This is a genomic window from Staphylococcus sp. FSL H8-0121 (assembly GCF_038008425.1).
Taxonomy (GTDB): Bacteria; Bacillota; Bacilli; order Staphylococcales; family Staphylococcaceae; genus Staphylococcus; species Staphylococcus pasteuri.
Window position 1 is genome coordinate 989,879 of sequence record NZ_JBBOZB010000002.1, and the last position, 19,524, is coordinate 1,009,402.

The following is a 19,524-nucleotide window of genomic DNA, read 5'->3' on the forward strand; positions in this document are numbered from 1 at the left end:
TTGTGGTATTGATAAATGATATAAAGATTAACTTACGATTGGTTATTTTAATCGGAGACAATATATCATTTGAAGAATAGTCACTAAATGATAAACATTAATTTTGGAGGTAACGACATATGAAATGTATTGTAGGTCTTGGAAATATTGGTAAACGATTTGAACTTACAAGACACAATATTGGCTTCGAAGTCATTGACTATATTTTAGAGCGTCATGGATTTAAATTAGATAAGCAAAAATTTAAAGGTGTATACACTATTGAAAGAATGAATGGTGACAAAGTTTTACTTATTGAACCAATGACAATGATGAATTTATCCGGTGAGGCAGTAGCCCCGTTAATGGATTATTATAATGTAGATGTAGAAGATCTTATTGTATTATATGATGACTTAGATTTAGATCAAGGACATGTGCGTTTGCGTCAAAAAGGCAGCGCTGGTGGTCACAATGGTATGAAGTCTATTATTAAAATGCTAGGTACTGATCAATTTAAAAGAATTCGTATAGGTGTTGGTCGACCTACGAATGGTATGTCTGTTCCTGATTATGTATTACAACGCTTTTCAAAAGAAGAAATGATGACAATGGAGAAAGTCATTGAACATTCAGCAAATGCAGTGGAAGCATTTATAGAAACATCTAGATTTGATAATGTCATGAATGAATATAATGGTGAAATCAATTGAGACAAGTCATTTCTAACTATATAAAAGAAGATAAGCGTTTTCAGGAATTAGACCAAGTGTTTGGCCAAGATAATATTTTAGTTACTGGCCTATCCCCTTCAGCTAAAGCTACATTGATTGCTGAAAAATATTTATCAGACCATAAACAAATGTTATTAGTGACTAATAACTTATATCAAGCAGATAAAATCGAAGCAGATATTTTACAATACGTCAGTGATGAAGAAATTTATAAATATCCAGTCCAAGATATCATGACGGAAGAATTTTCTACGCAAAGCCCTCAGCTCATGAGTGAACGTGTTAGAACCCTAACAGCACTGGCTCATGGAAAGAAAGGGTTATTTATCGTCCCATTAAATGGATTGAAAAAATGGTTAACGCCGGTAGAAATGTGGCGCAATCATCAAATGACATTGAATGTTGGAGATGATATTGAAGTTGATGATTTCTTAAATAAATTAGTCAATATGGGATATCGAAGAGAAAGTGTGGTTTCGCATATTGGGGAATTTTCTCTTAGAGGAGGAATCATTGATATTTATCCTCTAATTGGAGCGCCCGTCCGAATAGAACTATTTGATACAGAAATTGATTCTATTAGAGATTTTGATGTTGAAACTCAGAGATCTAATGATAATTTAGAAAGTATAGAAATCACGACAGCGAGTGATTATATTATTACAGATGAGGTCATCAATCATTTACAAACTCATTTAAAAGAAGCGTATGAAGAAACAAGACCTAAAATAGAAAAATCTGTACGAAATGATTTGAAAGAAACATATGAAAGTTTCAAACTCTTTGAATCTACATTTTTTGACCATCAATTGTTAAGAAGATTAGTGGCATTTATGTATGAACAACCATCTACTATTATTGATTATTTTTCTAAGGATGTAGTCATTGCAGTTGACGAATATAATCGTATTAAAGAAACAGAAGAAACTTTGACTACTGAAGTTGATGATTTTATAAGCAACTTAATCGAAAGTGGTAATGGTTTTATTGGTCAAAGTTTTATGCAGTATGATGGCTTTGAAAATCTTCTACAAGATAATCCGGTTGCTTACTTTACTTTATTTACGTCATCTATGCCTGTTGAATTAGAACATATTATTAAGTTTTCATGTAAGCCAGTTCAACAGTTTTATGGTCAATATGATATTATGCGTTCTGAATTCCAAAGATTTATTCAAAATGAATATGCTGTTATCGTTCTTGTTGAGACAGAAACAAAAGTAGAACGCATACAATCTATGTTGAACGAAATGCATATTCCTGTAGTGACAAATATTGATCAAGCTTCGACAAGTGGTCAAGCTGTTGTCTTAGAAGGTAGCTTATCAGAAGGTTTTGAATTACCTTATATGCAATTAGTTGTGATAACTGAAAGAGAATTATTTAAAACAAAACAGAAAAAGCAACGTAAACGTACGAAAACAATGTCTAATGCTGAAAAAATTAAGTCCTATCAGGATTTAAATGTAGGAGACTATGTCGTCCATGTTCACCACGGTGTAGGACGATATTTAGGCGTAGAAACGCTAGAAGTTGGAGAACAACATAGAGACTATATTAAGTTACAGTACAAGGGCACCGATCAATTATTCGTTCCTGTAGATCAAATGGATCAAGTACAAAAATATGTTGCTTCTGAAGATAAATCGCCACGTTTAAACAAACTTGGTGGCACAGAGTGGAAAAAAACTAAAACAAAAGTTCAACAAAGTGTTGAGGATATTGCAGACGAATTAATCGATTTATATAAACAAAGAGAAATGTCTGTAGGTTACCAATTTGGCCCAGACACTGCAGAACAATCTACTTTCGAATTGGACTTCCCATATGAACTGACACCCGATCAAAGTAAATCTATTGAAGAAATTAAAGGTGACATGGAAAGAGAACGTCCAATGGATCGCTTATTATGTGGCGATGTAGGTTACGGTAAGACAGAAGTTGCTGTACGAGCTGCATTTAAAGCAGTTATGGAAGGTAAACAAGTTGCATTTTTAGTACCAACTACTATATTAGCGCAACAACACTATGAAACATTAATAGAACGTATGCAAGATTTCCCTGTAGAAATTCAATTAATTAGTCGTTTCCGTTCTACAAAAGAGGTAAAAGAAACAAAAGAAGGACTGAAATCTGGTTACGTAGATATTGTTGTCGGTACCCATAAATTACTTGGAAAAGATATACACTATAAAGATTTAGGATTGCTTATTGTCGATGAAGAACAACGCTTTGGTGTACGTCATAAAGAGAGAATTAAAACATTGAAAAATAATGTGGATGTGTTAACACTTACAGCTACGCCAATACCTAGAACATTGCATATGAGTATGCTTGGTGTACGTGACTTATCTGTTATTGAAACACCACCTGAAAATCGTTTTCCAGTACAGACGTATGTATTAGAACAAAATACGAATTTTATTAAAGAAGCGTTAGAAAGAGAATTATCTCGTGATGGACAAGTATTTTATTTATATAACAAAGTTCAATCAATATATGAAAAGAGAGAACAACTTCAAATGTTGATGCCTGATGCAAATATCGCTGTTGCACACGGTCAAATGACAGAACGAGATTTAGAAGAAACGATGTTGAGTTTTATTAATCACGAATATGATATTTTGGTAACGACTACGATTATCGAAACAGGTGTAGATGTTCCGAATGCCAATACATTAATTATTGAAGAAGCGGATCGATTTGGTCTAAGTCAATTATATCAATTGCGTGGACGTGTAGGACGTTCAAGTAGAATTGGTTATGCTTACTTCCTTCACCCTACAAACAAAGTATTAACTGAAACAGCTGAAGAAAGATTACAAGCTATTAAAGAATTTACTGAACTAGGTTCAGGATTCAAGATTGCTATGCGTGATTTAAATATTCGTGGTGCCGGTAATTTACTTGGTAAGCAGCAACATGGATTTATAGATTCTGTCGGCTTTGATTTATACTCTCAAATGCTTGAAGAAGCAGTTAATGAAAAACGAGGTATTAAAGAAGAAACACCAGATACACCTGAAGTAGAAGTTGAACTCAACTTAGACGCCTATTTACCAGCAGAATACATTCAAAATGAACAAGCTAAAATTGAAATTTATAAGAAACTACGAAAAGTGGAATCAGAAGAACAACTTATGGATATCAAAGATGAATTAATCGATCGTTTTAATGAATATCCAGTAGAAGTTGAACGTTTATTAGATATTGTAGAAATCAAAACGCATGCTTTACATGCAGGTATTACAAAAATTAAAGATTTAGGTAAACAAATTCAAATTTTATTATCAGAGAAATCTACTACTGATATAGATGGCGAAGCATTATTTAAAAATACTCAACCACTTGGTAGATCAATGAAAGTTGGCGTTGAGAATGGCACAATGAAAGTGACACTTACTAAGTCTAAGCAATGGTTAGATAACTTAAAATTCTTAGTTAAATGTATTGAAGAAAGTATGAGTATTCAAGATGAAGCATAAACCCGCATTTAATGGTGTAGTGATACTAACGATTGCATTAATTGTTATTAAAATTTTAAGTGCGATTTATAGAATACCTTATCAAAATATACTTGGTGATGAAGGTTTATATGCATATCAACAAATATACCCCATTGTAGCGCTAGGTATGATTTTGTCTATGAATGCCATTCCAAGTGCTGTGACACAAAATTTAAGAAAAGACCAACATGAACAATACTTTTCAAAAGTATTATTAGTAATACAAAGTGTAGGTTTTGTAATTTGTATTGTGATTTTTAGTAGTGCAAACATGATTTCTAAATTAATGGGTGATGTACATTTAACACCGATGATTAGAATGGCAAGCTTTAGTTTTATTTTTGTAGGTGTATTAGGTGTCCTAAGAGGATATTTTCAATCAAAACAAGAAATGAATATACCCGCCATTTCCCAGGTTATAGAACAATTAATTCGAGTATGTTTAATCATGATAGCTATATTGTTATTTGTGAAACAACATTGGTCTATATATCAAGCTGGAACATTAGCAATTATTGCGTCATCTATAGGATTTTTAGGTTCGACATTGTATTTATTAGCTAAACGACCATTTAAATTAAATTTGAATAATGATAAAGAAAAAATCCGCTGGAAAAACTTACTCATTGCTATACTTATTTTTGCATTAAGTCAGTTGATTGTTATTTTATGGCAAGTAGCAGACAGTTTTACTGTTATTCATACGCTTAAAACAACAGGATTAACGTTTATAGAAGCGATTAAACAAAAAGGTGTATATGATAGAGGTGCTTCATTTATACAAATGGGATTAATTGTTACAACGACATTTAGTTTTGTCTTAATTCCATTATTAACTGATGCAATTCAAAAGAAGCAATCTATACAAATGAACCGATATGCTAACGCCTCATTAAAAATAACTGTCTTAATTAGTTCGGCAGCAGGTGTAGGTCTAATTAATGTTTTACCGCTAATGAATCAAGTGTTTTTTAAGACGGATAGTCAAACAAGCACGTTATGTGTTTATATGCTAACAGTAATTGGTGTATCATTAATCATGATGGATATAGCTTTACTACAAGTAATTAATAATACGAAGCCTATTTTAATTGGGTTTATAAGCGGATTATTAATGAAGATTATATTGAATGTTATTTTTATTCATCAATTACAAATATTAGGTGCAAGTATAAGTACAGTATTATCATTAATTATTTTTTGCGCTATATTACATTGGGCAGTCTTAAAATCCTATCATTTTAGTCAAATGGGTAAATTTATTATTAAATTAGTGGTCGGGCTGTTTATAATGTCAGTTGTAGTCCAAATAATAATGTTTGTATTACCATCTAATGGTCGTGTAATTGGATTAATATCTTTAATGATTAGTGCATTGATTGGCGTAGGTGTGTTTATGATATATGTCGGTATTTTTAATGTACTAAGTTATAGAGAACTTAAATTTTTACCTTTAGGAGATAAGCTATATCATTTTAAGAGAGGAAGACGTTAATGACACAAACTATTACTATTATTGGTTTAGGAAACTATGGTATAGAAGATTTGCCATTAGGTATATATCGTTTTATACAAAAACAACCTAAGATATATGCACGTACACTTGAACATCCAGTTATTGAGGACCTTAAAAATGAAATAGAATTTGAAGGTTTCGATGATATTTATGAAAATAATGACCAATTTGAAAAAGTGTATGACGAAATTGTTAAACAATTGATTGATAAAGCACAACAATCAGACATTGTTTATGCAGTTCCAGGGCATCCACGTGTGGCAGAAACGACTACTATGAAATTAATGGAGTATCATGCACAAAATAACGATATAGATGTAAAAGTACTAGGTGGTAAAAGTTTCATCGATGACGTATTTGAAGCTGTGAATGTTGATCCTAATGATGGTTTCACACTACTTGATGCTACATCTTTAAAAGAAGTGCAACTAAATGTGCGTACAAATACACTTATTACGCAAGTTTATAGTGAAATGGTAGCAGCAGATATTAAGCTAACTTTAATGGAAAGATATCCAGATGAACATGAGGTAGCAATTGTGACAGGTGCACGTACTGGTGAAGCACAAGTGACGCAATGTGCATTATATGAACTTGATCATTTTGAAGATGCGTTTAATAACTTAACTAGTGTTTTTGTCCCTCAAGTTATAGAATCAGAGGCACTTTATAATGACTTTGATTTTGCAGAGCAGACGATTGATTTATTAGTTGATGATGAAAAAGGTTGCCCTTGGGACAAAGTTCAAACACATCAAACGCTTAAACGTTATTTACTAGAAGAAACGTTTGAGTTATTTGAAGCTATCGATAATGAAGATGATTGGCACATGGTAGAAGAACTTGGAGATATACTGTTACAAGTGTTACTGCATACAAGCATTGGTAAAAAAGAAGGCTATTTTGATGTTAAAGAAGTGATTGCCAGCTTAAATGCTAAAATGATTCGTCGACATCCTCATATATTTAGTGATGCATCAGCAGAATCAATTGATGATTTAAAATCAATTTGGGCGACGGCTAAATCCAAGGAAGGCAAACAACCACGTGTGAAATTTGAGAAAGTATTTGCAGACCATTTCATGTCATTGTATGATAAAACAAAAAATAAAGATTTTGATGAAGTGGCTCTTAAACAATATTTAGAGCAAGGAGAGAATCATTAATGAGATTAGATAAATTTTTAAAAGTATCTAGATTAATTAAACGTCGTACATTGGCTAAAGAAATTAGTGATCAAAGACGTATTACAATTAATGGCAATGTAGCAAAAGCAGGAACAGATGTTAAAGTTGGGGATGTATTAGTTATTCGTTTCGGACAGAAACTTGTGACTGTTAATGTTACAGGATTAAATGAGCATGCTTCTAAAGAGAATGCTAAAGGTATGTACGAATTAGTTAAAGAAGAGCGTATTAATGAATCTGAATAAACAAAGAGAGGTGACAAGCAATGAATAATAAAGTTGAAAATATTGGTAATCAATATACATCTAAAGAAAACCAAAAGAAACAAAGACAACGCAAAAAGATGCGTGTTGTTCGCCGAAGAATCACTTTATTTGGCGGAATCATGTTAGCAATAATCATCTTATTATGCATTATGCTTGTCGTCCAAAAGCACAGCAATGATAAAGACGCTGTAGAACGAAAACATAAAGAAGAACAATATCAAAAAAAGCAAGATGAAGAGATTGCTTTAAAAGAGAAACTAAATAATTTAAATGATAAAGATTACGTAGAAAAAGTGGCACGAGATGATTATTATTTAAGTAATAAAGGCGAAGTTATTTTTAGGTTGCCAAATGATAATAAATCCTCTAAGTCTAAGTCGTCAGATAGTGATAATTAATTAAAGTAAATCTCATTATAGCATTGTGAAATTGCTTCAACAGGAATATAATAAAGTTAAAATCGAATGAAATCGGGAGGATTTATTTAGAATATGTCAATCGAAGTAGGAAACAAGCTTAAAGGTAAAGTCACTGGTATTAAAAAATTCGGTGCATTCGTTGAGTTACCTGAAGGGAAAAGTGGCTTAGTCCATATTAGTGAAGTGGCTGATAACTACGTTGAAAATGTGGAAGATCATTTATCTTTAGGTGATGAAGTAGAAGTAAAAGTACTTTCAATTGCAGATGATGGCAAAATTAGTCTTTCAATTAAAAAGGCTAAAGATCGCCCACAACGTAAACCACATCATAATAATAAATCAAATCAAAGTAAACCAGCGCCAAAAGGTGAAGACTTTGAAAAGAAATTAAGTAACTTCTTAAAAGATAGTGAAGATAAATTAACTTCTATAAAACGTCAAACTGAATCTAGACGAGGCGGTAAAGGTTCAAAACGTTAATTTCATAAATTAAGTCTGTTACAATAATATAACTTTTGTATTGTGAGTTTCTGTAAATGGACAGACAATCTAAGACTGTTTCTTGATGAAGGAGCAGTCTATTTTTATTGTAATGATGATTTGGTATTTGATTAGCTTGTGCGGAGGTGAATAGTTGATGGAAATGAATTCAACAGGTTGGTCAAAAGATGACCATATTGTATTAGCTGTATCAACAGGAATAGATAGCATGTGCCTATTACATCTTTTATTAAATGAATATCAACATACATATCGTAAATTAACATGCATTCATGTTAATCATGGCTTACGACAAGAATCAGCAGAGGAAGAAACGTTCTTTAAAACGTTTTGCGAAAAACACCATATTGACTATTATATTAAACACCTTGATTTAAATAATATCGTAGAAGCGGGAAATAGTATTCAAAACGAATCGCGTCAATATCGCTACGACTGGTTTGATTTTATGATGAAAAAACTTAAGGCTGATGTATTATTAACAGCACATCATCAAGATGATCAAATTGAGACTATATTTTATAGGTTGTTTACAGGGAGATTTACTCGTAGTACTCTAGGCATTGCTTATGAATCAAATCGTCAACATTATAAACTTTGTCGGCCGTTATTAAATATTTCTAAAGATCAAATTAAGAAGTATCAATCGGAATTTCATGTTCCATTTTATGAAGATGCATCAAATCACAAAAACGTATATGTAAGAAATGATATACGTAATCGTATTTTACCTGCGATTTTAGACAACGAGCAATTAAGTATCGACCACTTATTAAAGTTAAAATCTTGGCATGATCAAGAATTAGAAACACTTCGCAATTTAGCAAGCCAATTTATTGATGAACAAGCTCTTATAAAGGCGAATCAAACTAAAATTACTATTCCAAGAACTAGCTTTAATCAATTAACAGATAATGTAAAGGTGCATGTACTTGACCAAATATTTGAAAAAATCTCCTTAGCAACTTCAATATCTGATAAAATGTATCAGTCATGGTTCGACCAATTTGCAAGCCAAAAATCACAATTTACGATTGATGTTACAGATAAATGGATAATTCAAATTTCATATGATACATTTATAATAATGACTAATACAGAAATGAACGATGTAAGTTCAATAAAAGTCATCGAAACACCTCATACATATCACTTTGGAGATTATGAAATTATCATACAATCAGATTTCCCGTTAGAACAATTACCATTAACTATAAGAACACGTCAAAATGGCGACCGTTTTTTATTAAATGGTAGTGAAAACAAACATAAAAAAGTAAGTCGGTTATTGATTGATTGTAAAATCGATGCTATTGAACGCAATCGTTTACCAATTGTTATTAATGCAGAGGGAAATGTTATCGCTGTGGGTCAGTTATATATCAATAAAAACTATAAACATTATATAAACATTAGAAATATTGGAGATGAATAGCAAATGCATAAGGATATAAAAAATATTGTAATGAGTGAAGAAGAAATTCAAACCATTTGTAAGGACTTAGGAGAACAGTTGACTAAAGATTATCAAGATAAACCGCTTGTTTGTATTGGGATTTTAAAAGGATCAGTCATGTTTATGGCGGATTTAATCAAACGTATTGATACACATTTATCGATTGATTTTATGGATGTATCAAGTTATCACGGTGGTACTGAATCAACTGGTGAAGTTCAAATCATCAAAGATTTAGGTTCTTCTATTGAAAACAAAGATGTCTTAATTATTGAAGATATTTTAGAAACTGGTACAACATTGAAATCAATTACTGAATTATTACAATCAAGAAAAGTAAACTCATTAGAAATTGTTACTTTATTAGATAAACCAAATCGTAGAAAAGCTAATATTGAAGCAAAATACGTAGGTAAAAAAATTCCTGACGAGTTTGTAGTTGGATACGGACTTGATTACGGAGAACATTATAGAAACTTACCTTACATCGGCACTTTAAAACCGGAAGTATATTCATAAAGTAACAAGTTAATTTCGATGTTAAAAAGTTGGGTGCGATGTTTTATTACTATGATTAAACATCATTTTAGTGTAGACTCAATTTAAATCACGATGTCTAAATTAAACATGACATTACTTATTTTTAAATCATGATATAACTAAAAATTAAAAATCTATATAGTGGAAGTTGACTAAAATTGAAGAACCAATACTAAAGTTGAAATACTAGCCTGGTCAAGATGTATTGTGTTACAATTTTTGTTAGTTTTATTATTGGAAGTAGGAGGAAATGACACATGCAGAAAGCGTTTCGCAATGTGCTAGTTATCGCAATTATAGGCGTTATAATATTTGGCCTTTTTTCTTTCCTAAATGGTAATGGAAATATGCCAAAGCAACTTACATATACGCAGTTTGTTAGTAAATTGGATAAAGGCGATTTAAAATCATTAGAAATTCAACCTGAACAAAACGTATACATGGTAAGCGGTAAAACAAAAAAAGGTGAAGATTATTCATCAACAATTTTATTTAACAACGAAAAAGATTTACAAAAAATTACTGATACAGCTCAGAAACAAGATGGATTGAAATTTACAGTTAAAGAAGAAGAAGAACAAAGTGTGTTTGTTAGTATTCTAACAACATTGATTCCTGTTTTAATCATTGCATTATTATTTATTTTCTTCCTTAGCCAAGCTCAAGGTGGCGGTGGCGGCGGTCGTATGATGAACTTTGGTAAATCCAAAGCTAAAATGTACGATAGCAGTAAACGCCGTGTTCGTTTCTCAGATGTTGCAGGTGCAGATGAAGAGAAACAAGAACTTGTAGAAATTGTAGACTTCTTAAAAGATAACAAGAAATTTAAACAAATGGGTTCTAGAATACCAAAAGGTGTTTTACTTGTTGGACCTCCAGGTACTGGTAAAACATTACTTGCACGTGCTGTTGCTGGTGAAGCCGGCGCACCATTCTTCTCAATAAGTGGTTCAGACTTTGTTGAGATGTTTGTCGGTGTTGGTGCAAGTCGTGTACGTGACTTATTTGAAAATGCTAAGAAAAATGCACCATGTATTATCTTTATCGATGAGATCGATGCTGTAGGTCGTCAACGTGGTGCAGGTGTTGGTGGTGGACACGACGAACGTGAACAAACACTTAACCAATTATTAGTTGAAATGGATGGCTTTGGTGAAAATGAAGGTATCATCATGATTGCTGCTACAAACCGTCCTGACATTTTAGACCCAGCGTTATTACGTCCTGGACGTTTTGACAGACAAATTCAAGTTGGTCGTCCCGATGTTAAGGGTCGTGAAGCTATTTTACATGTACATGCTAAAAACAAACCACTTGATGAAACTGTTGATTTAAAAGCTATTTCTCAAAGAACACCAGGTTTCTCTGGTGCTGACTTAGAAAACTTATTAAACGAAGCATCATTAATTGCTGCACGTGAAGGCAAGAACAAAATTGACATGCGTGATATAGAAGAAGCGACAGACCGTGTCATCGCTGGTCCAGCTAAGAAATCACGTGTTATCTCTGATAAAGAAAGAAATATTGTTGCTCACCACGAAGCAGGTCATACTATTATTGGTATGGTACTTGATGAAGCAGAAGTTGTTCACAAAGTGACTATCGTTCCACGTGGACAAGCTGGTGGTTATGCGATGATGTTACCTAAACAAGACCGATTCTTAATGACAGAACCAGAACTATTAGATAAAATTTGTGGTTTACTTGGTGGTCGTGTATCAGAAGATATTAACTTCGGTGAGGTTTCTACAGGTGCTTCAAACGACTTTGAAAGAGCTACACAAATTGCTCGATCAATGGTTACTGAATATGGTATGAGTAAAAAACTCGGACCTTTACAATTCTCTAGTAGCGGTAATGGCCAAGTATTCTTAGGTAAAGATATGCAAGGTGAACCAAATTACTCAGGTCAAATTGCTTATGAAATTGATAAAGAAGTACAACGTATTGTTAAAGAACAATATGAACGTTGTAAAGAAATCTTATTAGAACATCAAGAACAATTAAAACTTATTGCTAAGACATTACTTACTGAGGAAACATTGGTTGCAGAACAAATTCAATCATTATTCCATGAAGGTAAATTACCTGAAGTTGATTATGATTCTGCAGAAGTTGTAACAGAAACTGACTCAGAATTCAAAGATGGTAAATATGGTAAATCATATGAAGATGTTCGAAAAGAACAATCTTTAGATAATAATGACGGTGAAAGTGATCATGATAATGATGAATCAGATACTGAATCAACAGGACATGAACAATCACCAAACATTGATAAACCATATAATCCTAATGATCCAAATCATAGAGAATAATTAGTTCTTAGTTCAATCCCCTTACTGTAATAGTAAGGGGATGTTTTTTATATAAATAATAGCGAGAGAAGAAAGTTAGCTTAGACTATAGCGAAACTCGATTCTTCTTTTAAAAAGCAAAGTAAATATAATGTGAAACAAATAATTTCATGAAAATAAGCAACAGATGTATAATAGTTATTCGAAAATGATATTCAAAATATGAAATGATAAATAATAGAGAACCTCATTAAAAGGAGAAATAAATAATGACACATGATTATATAGTTAAAGCCCTAGCATTTGATGGAGAAATAAGAGCATATGCTTCATTAACAACTGAATCAGTTCAAGAAGCACAAACAAGACACTATACATGGCCAACAGCCTCAGCAGCAATGGGAAGAACAATGACTGCTACGGTAATGATGGGCGCAATGTTAAAAGGAACTCAAAAATTAACAGTAACAGTTGATGGTCGCGGTCCAATAGGGAAAATTATTGCGGATGCGGATGCAAAAGGTAACGTACGCGCTTACCTAGACCATCCACAAACGCATTTTCCTTTAAATGAACAAGGAAAATTAGATGTAAGAAGAGCAGTTGGGACAGAAGGCTCAATTCAAGTAGTTAAAGATGTAGGTATGAAAGATTACTTTTCTGGATCAAGTCCAATTGTATCAGGTGAATTAGGAGAAGACTTCACTTATTATTATGCTACAAGTGAACAAACACCTTCATCAGTTGGATTAGGTGTACTTGTTAATCCTGATAACACAATTAAAGCAGCCGGTGGATTTATTATACAAGTAATGCCGGGAGCTAAAGAAGAAACTATTAATAAGTTGGAAGAAGCTATTAACCAAATGACACCTGTATCTAAATTAATTGAACAAGGCCTAACACCTGAAGGTATTTTAAATGAAATACTTGGAGAAGATAACGTTCAAATATTGGAAACTTCTCCAGTACAATTCGAATGTAATTGCAGTCATGAAAAATTCTTGAACGCAATCAAAGGATTAGGAGAAGCTGAAATATCCGATATGATTAAAGAAGATCATGGTGCAGAAGCAGTTTGTCACTTCTGTGGTAATAAATACAATTATAGTGAATCCGAATTAAATCAATTATTAGAATCTATGGCTTAAATTAATTAATATATTGGTAGTATTTTGAGTTAACGTTTACTTTAATTTGGTTTAGGGAAGATTTTAAAATGTATAACAATTACTCAATTTCAGTATAAATAAAATATATTTGTATTTTGAGAAAATTCTGATAGAATAAAGATATCCGATAAAAAGACTAAGCTTTATTAATTTCGTTGAAAAGGAGTGTTTTTAATGGCACAAAAACCAGTAGAAAATATTACACAAATAATTGGAAATACACCTGTAGTTAAGTTGAGAAATGTTGTTGATGAAGATGCAGCAGATATTTATGTTAAATTAGAATATCAAAATCCAGGCGGTTCAGTAAAAGACCGTATCGCATTAGCTATGATTGAAAAAGCTGAAAAAGAAGGAAAAATTAAACCTGGTGATACAATTGTAGAACCGACAAGTGGTAACACAGGTATTGGTTTAGCATTTGTCTGTGCAGCAAAAGGTTATAAAGCAGTATTTACTATGCCTGAAACAATGAGTCAGGAACGTCGTAACTTATTAAAAGCATATGGTGCTGAATTAGTATTAACTCCAGGATCAGAAGCTATGAAAGGCGCTATTAAAAAAGCTAAAGAATTAAAAGAAGAACACGGTTATTTTGAACCACAACAATTCGAAAACCAAGCAAACCCTGAAATTCATGAACTTACAACAGGTCCAGAATTAGTAGAACAATTTGAAGGTAAAAAAATTGATGCGTTCTTAGCTGGTGTTGGAACTGGTGGTACACTTTCAGGTGTAGGTAAAGTATTAAGTAAACAATATCCTGAAATTGAAATTGTGGCTATTGAACCAGAAGCATCTCCAGTACTTAGTGGTGGAGAACCAGGACCACATAAATTACAAGGTTTAGGTGCAGGATTTGTTCCAGATACGTTAAATACTGATATTTACGACAGTATTATTAAAGTAGGAAATGAAACAGCAATGGAAATGGCACGTCGTGTTGCTAAAGAAGAAGGTATCTTATCAGGTATTTCTTCAGGTGCAGCTATTCATGCAGCCATTCAAAAAGCAAAAGAATTAGGTAAAGGTAAAACAGTAGTAACAGTATTACCAAGTAATGGTGAACGTTACTTATCTACACCTTTATACTCATTCGATGATTAATTATAATAGATGTATTAGCGGGGTGTGTAACTCCGCTATTTTTTATGTCTTATTGTAAGTGAAATCATTTTATTTACAGATTAATCGATATAATTATCGAACATTCTGATTTTGACACTGAAATTATTATGTGAGTAATGATATCATTATAAGTGAGACTAATGATATTTATATTAATGAAATGAAAAGGTGATTAAATGTCAAAAACAAAAATTATGGGCATACTTAACGTTACGCCAGACTCATTTTCAGATGGTGGAAAATACAATTCAGTTGAAAATGCGGTTGAAAGAGCGAAAGAAATGATAAATGAAGGTGTTGATATTATTGATGTAGGTGGTGTATCAACAAGACCAGGATATAAAGAAATTACGCTTGAGGAAGAGTTAGATAGAGTTGTACCTGTAGTTAAGTCTTTAATAGAAATCGATACACAAATATCAATAGATACATATAGAAGTGAAGTAGCTGAAGCTTGTTTAAAATTAGGCGCTACAATGATTAATGATCAATGGGCTGGATTGTTTGATCCTAAAATATTTGAAGTTGTCGCTAATTCAAATGCAGAAATCGTACTTATGCATAATGGTGATGGACAAAGAGATAAACCGGTTGTCGATGAAATGTTAGTAACTTTATTATCGCAAGCTAATAAAGCTGAGATGGCTGGTATTCCTCAAGAAAAAATTTGGCTTGATCCAGGTATAGGTTTTGCGAAAACACGTGAAGAAGAAAATGAAGTGATGGCTCGACTTGATGAATTAGTAGCTACAGAATATCCGGTATTACTTGCGACTAGTCGTAAAAGGTTTATTAAGGAAATGATAGGTAAAGATACCAAACCTTTAGAGAGGGATGAAGCTACAGCATCAACAACTGCCTATGGTATAATGAAGGGCGTTAAAGCTGTCAGAGTTCACCATGTCGAACTCAACGCTCGAATTGCACAAGGTATGGACTTTTTAAAGGAGAATGAAAATGAAAGACATCATATTTCTTAATGGAATGCGTTTTTACGGATATCATGGGGCATTGTCAGCTGAAAATGAAATAGGACAAATATTTGTTGTAGATCTCACTTTAAAAGTTGATTTGAAAGACGCTGGTAAGTCAGATGATGTAAAGGATACAGTCCATTATGGAGAAGTGTTTGAAGATGTAAAATCTATTGTTGAGGGTGAGCCTTCGAATTTACTCGAGCATCTAGCTGAACGTATTGCAAAACGTATAAATTCACACTATAATCGTGTAATGGAAACAAAAGTTAGAATCACTAAAGAGAACCCACCTATACCTGGTCACTACGATGGAGTAGGTATTGAAATAGTGAGGGAGAGTCATTAAATGATTAAAGCATATTTAGGTTTGGGAAGTAATATAGGCGATAGAGAGCAACAATTAAAGCAAGCTATTCAAATCTTAAATCAATACGAAAATATTGATGTTACAGATATATCCCCTATATATGAAACAGATCCAGTAGGGTATACCGATCAGCCTAAATTTTTAAATTTATGTATAGAAATTGAAACAACATTAACAGCAAGACAATTGTTAACATGTTGTTTAGATACAGAACAAGAACTTCATCGTGTTAGAAAAATTAGATGGGGACCTCGTACATTAGATATAGATATATTATTATATGGAAATAACATTATAGAAGAGAATGATTTGGTAGTACCTCATCCTAGAATGGTTGAGCGTGCTTTTGTATTGATTCCATTGAACGACATTGCCTCTAAACAAATTGAACCTCGCTCTAATAAAACGATTGGGTCAATAGTCACTGAGGATAATACAGTTAAAAAGTACAAAGAATAAATTGAAAAAGCATTTATTTTATAATGGATTTAAACTCATGCGTTAGGATAAAGTAAAAATTCCTTTATAACATCTTTATGGTTTAGTAGAATTGAAAGGTAACTATATTGACGTTATGTTATAGAAAAGGGAAATATGCTTTTAGCATCTTAAAAGTGCTAAAATAATTTTTGGAATTAAAAACATTGTATCAAGTATCAATAGAACAACAAATGGTTGCTAATTTATAATATTTCCAACTAGAACGTATAAAATAATTAACTGAAAACAAGAAGCCTAAAGGAGAGAAAGTTATGTCAGAAGAAATGAATGACCAAATGCAGGTCCGTCGACAAAAATTACAAGAATTAAGAGATTTAGGAATTGATCCATTTGGTCAAAGATATGATCGTTCTGCATCAGCATCTGAACTAAAAACAGATTGGGACGAATTCTCAAAAGAAGAATTACATGAAAAAGAAGAACAAAGCCATGTAGCTATAGCTGGACGCATTATGACTAAACGTGGTAAAGGTAAAGCGGGATTTGCACATGTTCAAGATTTATCAGGGCAAATCCAAATCTATGTAAGAAAAGATCAAGTTGGAGATGAACAATTTGATTTATGGAAAAACGCTGACTTAGGAGACATTGTTGGTGTTGAAGGTGTAATGTTCAAAACTAATACTGGTGAATTATCAGTAAAAGCTAAATCATTTACTTTATTAACTAAAGCTTTAAGACCATTACCTGATAAATTCCATGGATTGCAAGATATTGAGCAACGTTACCGTCAACGTTACTTAGATTTAATCACTAACCAAGATAGTACGCGTACATTTATTAATCGTAGTAAGATTATTCAAGAAATGCGTAATTACTTAAACAAACAAGGTTTCTTAGAAGTAGAAACGCCTATGATGCACCAAATTGCTGGTGGTGCTGCTGCTAGACCATTTGTTACTCATCACAATGCATTAGATGCTACTTTATATATGCGTATTGCTATCGAACTACATTTAAAACGATTAATTGTAGGTGGACTAGAAAAAGTATACGAAATCGGACGTGTATTCCGTAACGAAGGTGTATCTACACGACATAATCCAGAATTCACAATGATTGAATTATATGAGGCATATGCAGATTATCATGACATTATGGACCTAACAGAATCAATGGTTAGACACATTGCACAAGAAGTGCTTGGTTCAGCTAAAGTTCAATATAATGGTACTGAAATCGACTTAGAGTCTTCTTGGACAAGATTGCACATTGTTGATGCAGTTAAAGAAGCTACTGGCGTAAACTTTTATGAAGTTAAATCAGATGAAGAAGCTAAAGCACTAGCTAAAGAACATGGTATTGAAATTACTGAAAACATGAAGTATGGTCACATATTAAATGAATTCTTTGAACAAAAAGTAGAAGAAACATTAATTCAACCAACGTTTATATACGGTCATCCAATTGATATTTCACCGTTGGCTAAAAAGAATCCGGAAGATCCAAGATTTACAGACAGATTCGAGCTATTCATTGTAGGTAGAGAACATGCCAATGCATTCACTGAGTTAAATGATCCTATCGATCAAAAAGAAAGATTTGAAGCTCAATTAGTTGAAAAAGAACAAGGTAATGATGAAGCGCATGAAATGGATGAAGACTATATTGAAGCATTAGAATATGGTATGCCTCCAACAGGTGGTTTAGGAATCGGAATTGATAGATTGGTTATGCTATTAACTGATTCTCCATCAATTAGAGATGTATTATTATTCCCATATATGAGACAAAAATAAATGATTTCTATATAAGCACTAATCACTCAGGTGGTTAGTGCTTTTGTTTTATTATAAAAATGAAAAATAATGATTAAACAATTTGTTACCTTTAGTTTGAAAAAGTAACAAATTTATTGATGGAAAGTAATAATACCTATAGTTTAGTGAGTAGAGATGTGATAGAATAATTCAAGTGGAAAAGTTGAACGGACTTAATTCTAAGTTTTTTAAAAAACTTGAAACAAACCATTGACTTTATAAAACAAATGAAGTAATATATAAAAGTCGTCAAAAACACAGAGGAAGTAAAGAGAATGTAAAATTCTTTTTAATAAAGTGTAAAATTGACTATTGAAATCAATCAAACAAACGTTTATCATTAATAAAGTAAGTTAATTTGTCTGGTGACAATAGCAAAGAGGTCACACCTGTTCCCATGCCGAACACAGAAGTTAAGCTCTTTAGCGCCGATGGTAGTCGGACTAACGTTCCGCTAGAGTAGGACGTTGCCAGGCAATAGATAACAGGAGAATTAGCTCAGCTGGGAGAGCATCTGCCTTACAAGCAGAGGGTCGGCGGTTCGAACCCGTCATTCTCCACCATTTAATTGCCGGCCTAGCTCAACTGGTAGAGCAACTGACTTGTAATCAGTAGGTTGGGGGTTCAAGTCCTCTGGCCGGCACCATCTTTTGAGCCATTAGCTCAGTTGGTAGAGCATCTGACTTTTAATCAGAGGGTCAGAGGTTCGAATCCTCTATGGCTCATTACGATTTTAATTATATTTTTAAAGCAAAATAATGCAGAAGTAGTTCAGCGGTAGAATACGACCTTGCCAAGGTCGGGGTCGCGGGTTCGAATCCCGTCTTCTGCTCCATTATTTTGCCGGGGTGGCGGAACTGGCAGACGCACAGGACTTAAAATCCTGCGGTGAGAGATCACCGTACCGGTTCGATTCCGGTCCTCGGCACCATCTTTAAATAGCGCCCGTAGCTCAACTGGATAGAGCGTTTGACTACGGATCAAGAGGTTATGGGTTCGACTCCTATCGGGCGCGCCATTTTTAAAGTTAATAACTACATACGGGAAGTAGCTCAGCTTGGTAGAGCACTTGGTTTGGGACCAAGGGGTCGCAGGTTCGAATCCTGTCTTCCCGACTTCTTAAATAATGGGGGCTTAGCTCAGATGGGAGAGCGCCTGCTTTGCACGCAGGAGGTCAGCGGTTCGATCCCGCTAGTCTCCACCATGATTTATTACATT

The 19,524-nt window shown here is 33.1% G+C and carries 16 protein-coding genes, 8 tRNA genes and 1 rRNA gene; all 25 read left to right on the top strand.

The window, feature by feature from the left end; translation table 11 throughout:
- Positions 1–119: 119 nt before the first annotated feature.
- The 25 genes from pth to LFT63_RS10245 all read left to right on the top strand — a co-directional run bounded on the left by pth (position 120) and on the right by LFT63_RS10245 (position 19,510).
- On the top strand, positions 120–692 hold the full coding sequence (gene pth / locus LFT63_RS10125; RefSeq protein ID WP_017638138.1) for an aminoacyl-tRNA hydrolase: 573 nt from the start codon (positions 120–122) through the stop codon (positions 690–692).
- Positions 689–4,198 carry a transcription-repair coupling factor gene (gene mfd, locus LFT63_RS10130; RefSeq protein WP_340768994.1) on the top strand — a complete coding sequence of 1,170 codons (3,510 nt, stop codon included), beginning with the start codon at positions 689–691 and terminating at the stop codon, positions 4,196–4,198. Before pth ends, mfd begins: the two co-directional genes overlap by 4 nt.
- On the top strand, positions 4,188–5,714 hold the full coding sequence (locus LFT63_RS10135) for a polysaccharide biosynthesis protein (protein ID WP_046467535.1): 1,527 nt from the start codon (positions 4,188–4,190) through the stop codon (positions 5,712–5,714). The genes mfd and LFT63_RS10135 overlap by 11 nt, the downstream gene beginning before the upstream one ends.
- Positions 5,714–6,901 (top strand): MazG nucleotide pyrophosphohydrolase domain-containing protein, encoded by a 1,188-nt coding sequence (locus LFT63_RS10140; protein WP_029056250.1) that lies wholly within the window; start codon positions 5,714–5,716, stop codon positions 6,899–6,901. Before LFT63_RS10135 ends, LFT63_RS10140 begins: the two co-directional genes overlap by 1 nt.
- The gene (locus LFT63_RS10145; RefSeq protein WP_017638134.1) at positions 6,901–7,167 is read left to right on the top strand and encodes an RNA-binding S4 domain-containing protein; all 267 of its coding nucleotides are present in this window, start codon (positions 6,901–6,903) and stop codon (positions 7,165–7,167) included. Before LFT63_RS10140 ends, LFT63_RS10145 begins: the two co-directional genes overlap by 1 nt.
- A gap of 20 nt (positions 7,168–7,187) precedes the next feature.
- On the top strand, positions 7,188–7,586 hold the full coding sequence (gene divIC / locus LFT63_RS10150) for a cell division protein DivIC (RefSeq protein ID WP_017638133.1): 399 nt from the start codon (positions 7,188–7,190) through the stop codon (positions 7,584–7,586).
- Positions 7,587–7,679: 93 nt separating this feature from the next.
- The gene (locus LFT63_RS10155) at positions 7,680–8,087 is read left to right on the top strand and encodes a S1 domain-containing RNA-binding protein (RefSeq protein ID WP_029056251.1); all 408 of its coding nucleotides are present in this window, start codon (positions 7,680–7,682) and stop codon (positions 8,085–8,087) included.
- A gap of 157 nt (positions 8,088–8,244) precedes the next feature.
- Positions 8,245–9,543: a tRNA lysidine(34) synthetase TilS gene (gene tilS, locus LFT63_RS10160; RefSeq protein ID WP_340768999.1), complete on the top strand. Its 1,299-nt coding sequence runs from the start codon at positions 8,245–8,247 to the stop codon at positions 9,541–9,543.
- 3 nt (positions 9,544–9,546) lie between these two features.
- On the top strand, positions 9,547–10,083 hold the full coding sequence (gene hpt / locus LFT63_RS10165) for a hypoxanthine phosphoribosyltransferase (RefSeq protein ID WP_017638130.1): 537 nt from the start codon (positions 9,547–9,549) through the stop codon (positions 10,081–10,083).
- A 278-nt stretch (positions 10,084–10,361) separates the two neighbouring features.
- The gene (ftsH, locus tag LFT63_RS10170; protein ID WP_017638129.1) at positions 10,362–12,422 is read left to right on the top strand and encodes an ATP-dependent zinc metalloprotease FtsH; all 2,061 of its coding nucleotides are present in this window, start codon (positions 10,362–10,364) and stop codon (positions 12,420–12,422) included.
- 248 nt (positions 12,423–12,670) lie between these two features.
- Complete coding sequence (hslO, locus tag LFT63_RS10175; RefSeq protein WP_340769000.1) at positions 12,671–13,552, top strand: Hsp33 family molecular chaperone HslO; 882 nt, start codon at positions 12,671–12,673, stop codon at positions 13,550–13,552.
- Between the two features lie 195 nt (positions 13,553–13,747).
- Positions 13,748–14,680, top strand: coding sequence for a cysteine synthase A (gene cysK, locus LFT63_RS10180; protein WP_340769002.1), 933 nt, complete (start codon positions 13,748–13,750; stop codon positions 14,678–14,680).
- A gap of 197 nt (positions 14,681–14,877) precedes the next feature.
- Positions 14,878–15,681, top strand: coding sequence for a dihydropteroate synthase (gene folP, locus LFT63_RS10185; RefSeq protein WP_340769004.1), 804 nt, complete (start codon positions 14,878–14,880; stop codon positions 15,679–15,681).
- Positions 15,659–16,024, top strand: coding sequence for a dihydroneopterin aldolase (gene folB / locus LFT63_RS10190; RefSeq protein WP_017638125.1), 366 nt, complete (start codon positions 15,659–15,661; stop codon positions 16,022–16,024). The genes folP and folB overlap by 23 nt, the downstream gene beginning before the upstream one ends.
- Complete coding sequence (folK, locus tag LFT63_RS10195) at positions 16,025–16,504, top strand: 2-amino-4-hydroxy-6-hydroxymethyldihydropteridine diphosphokinase (protein ID WP_017638124.1); 480 nt, start codon at positions 16,025–16,027, stop codon at positions 16,502–16,504.
- A 293-nt stretch (positions 16,505–16,797) separates the two neighbouring features.
- Positions 16,798–18,285 (top strand): lysine--tRNA ligase, encoded by a 1,488-nt coding sequence (gene lysS, locus LFT63_RS10200; RefSeq protein WP_029056256.1) that lies wholly within the window; start codon positions 16,798–16,800, stop codon positions 18,283–18,285.
- Positions 18,286–18,667: 382 nt separating this feature from the next.
- Positions 18,668–18,782: ribosomal RNA gene (rrf, locus tag LFT63_RS10205) — 5S ribosomal RNA — on the top strand.
- Positions 18,783–18,793: 11 nt separating this feature from the next.
- Positions 18,794–18,869: transfer RNA gene (locus LFT63_RS10210), tRNA-Val, on the top strand.
- Between the two features lie 7 nt (positions 18,870–18,876).
- A tRNA-Thr gene (locus LFT63_RS10215) sits at positions 18,877–18,952 on the top strand.
- A gap of 6 nt (positions 18,953–18,958) precedes the next feature.
- Positions 18,959–19,031 (top strand) — tRNA-Lys (locus LFT63_RS10220).
- A 35-nt stretch (positions 19,032–19,066) separates the two neighbouring features.
- Positions 19,067–19,141: transfer RNA gene (locus LFT63_RS10225), tRNA-Gly, on the top strand.
- A 7-nt stretch (positions 19,142–19,148) separates the two neighbouring features.
- Positions 19,149–19,237: transfer RNA gene (locus tag LFT63_RS10230), tRNA-Leu, on the top strand.
- A gap of 10 nt (positions 19,238–19,247) precedes the next feature.
- Positions 19,248–19,324 (top strand) — tRNA-Arg (locus LFT63_RS10235).
- Positions 19,325–19,347: 23 nt separating this feature from the next.
- Positions 19,348–19,421: transfer RNA gene (locus LFT63_RS10240), tRNA-Pro, on the top strand.
- Positions 19,422–19,434: 13 nt separating this feature from the next.
- Positions 19,435–19,510, top strand: a tRNA-Ala gene (locus LFT63_RS10245).
- Positions 19,511–19,524: the final 14 nt, after the last annotated feature.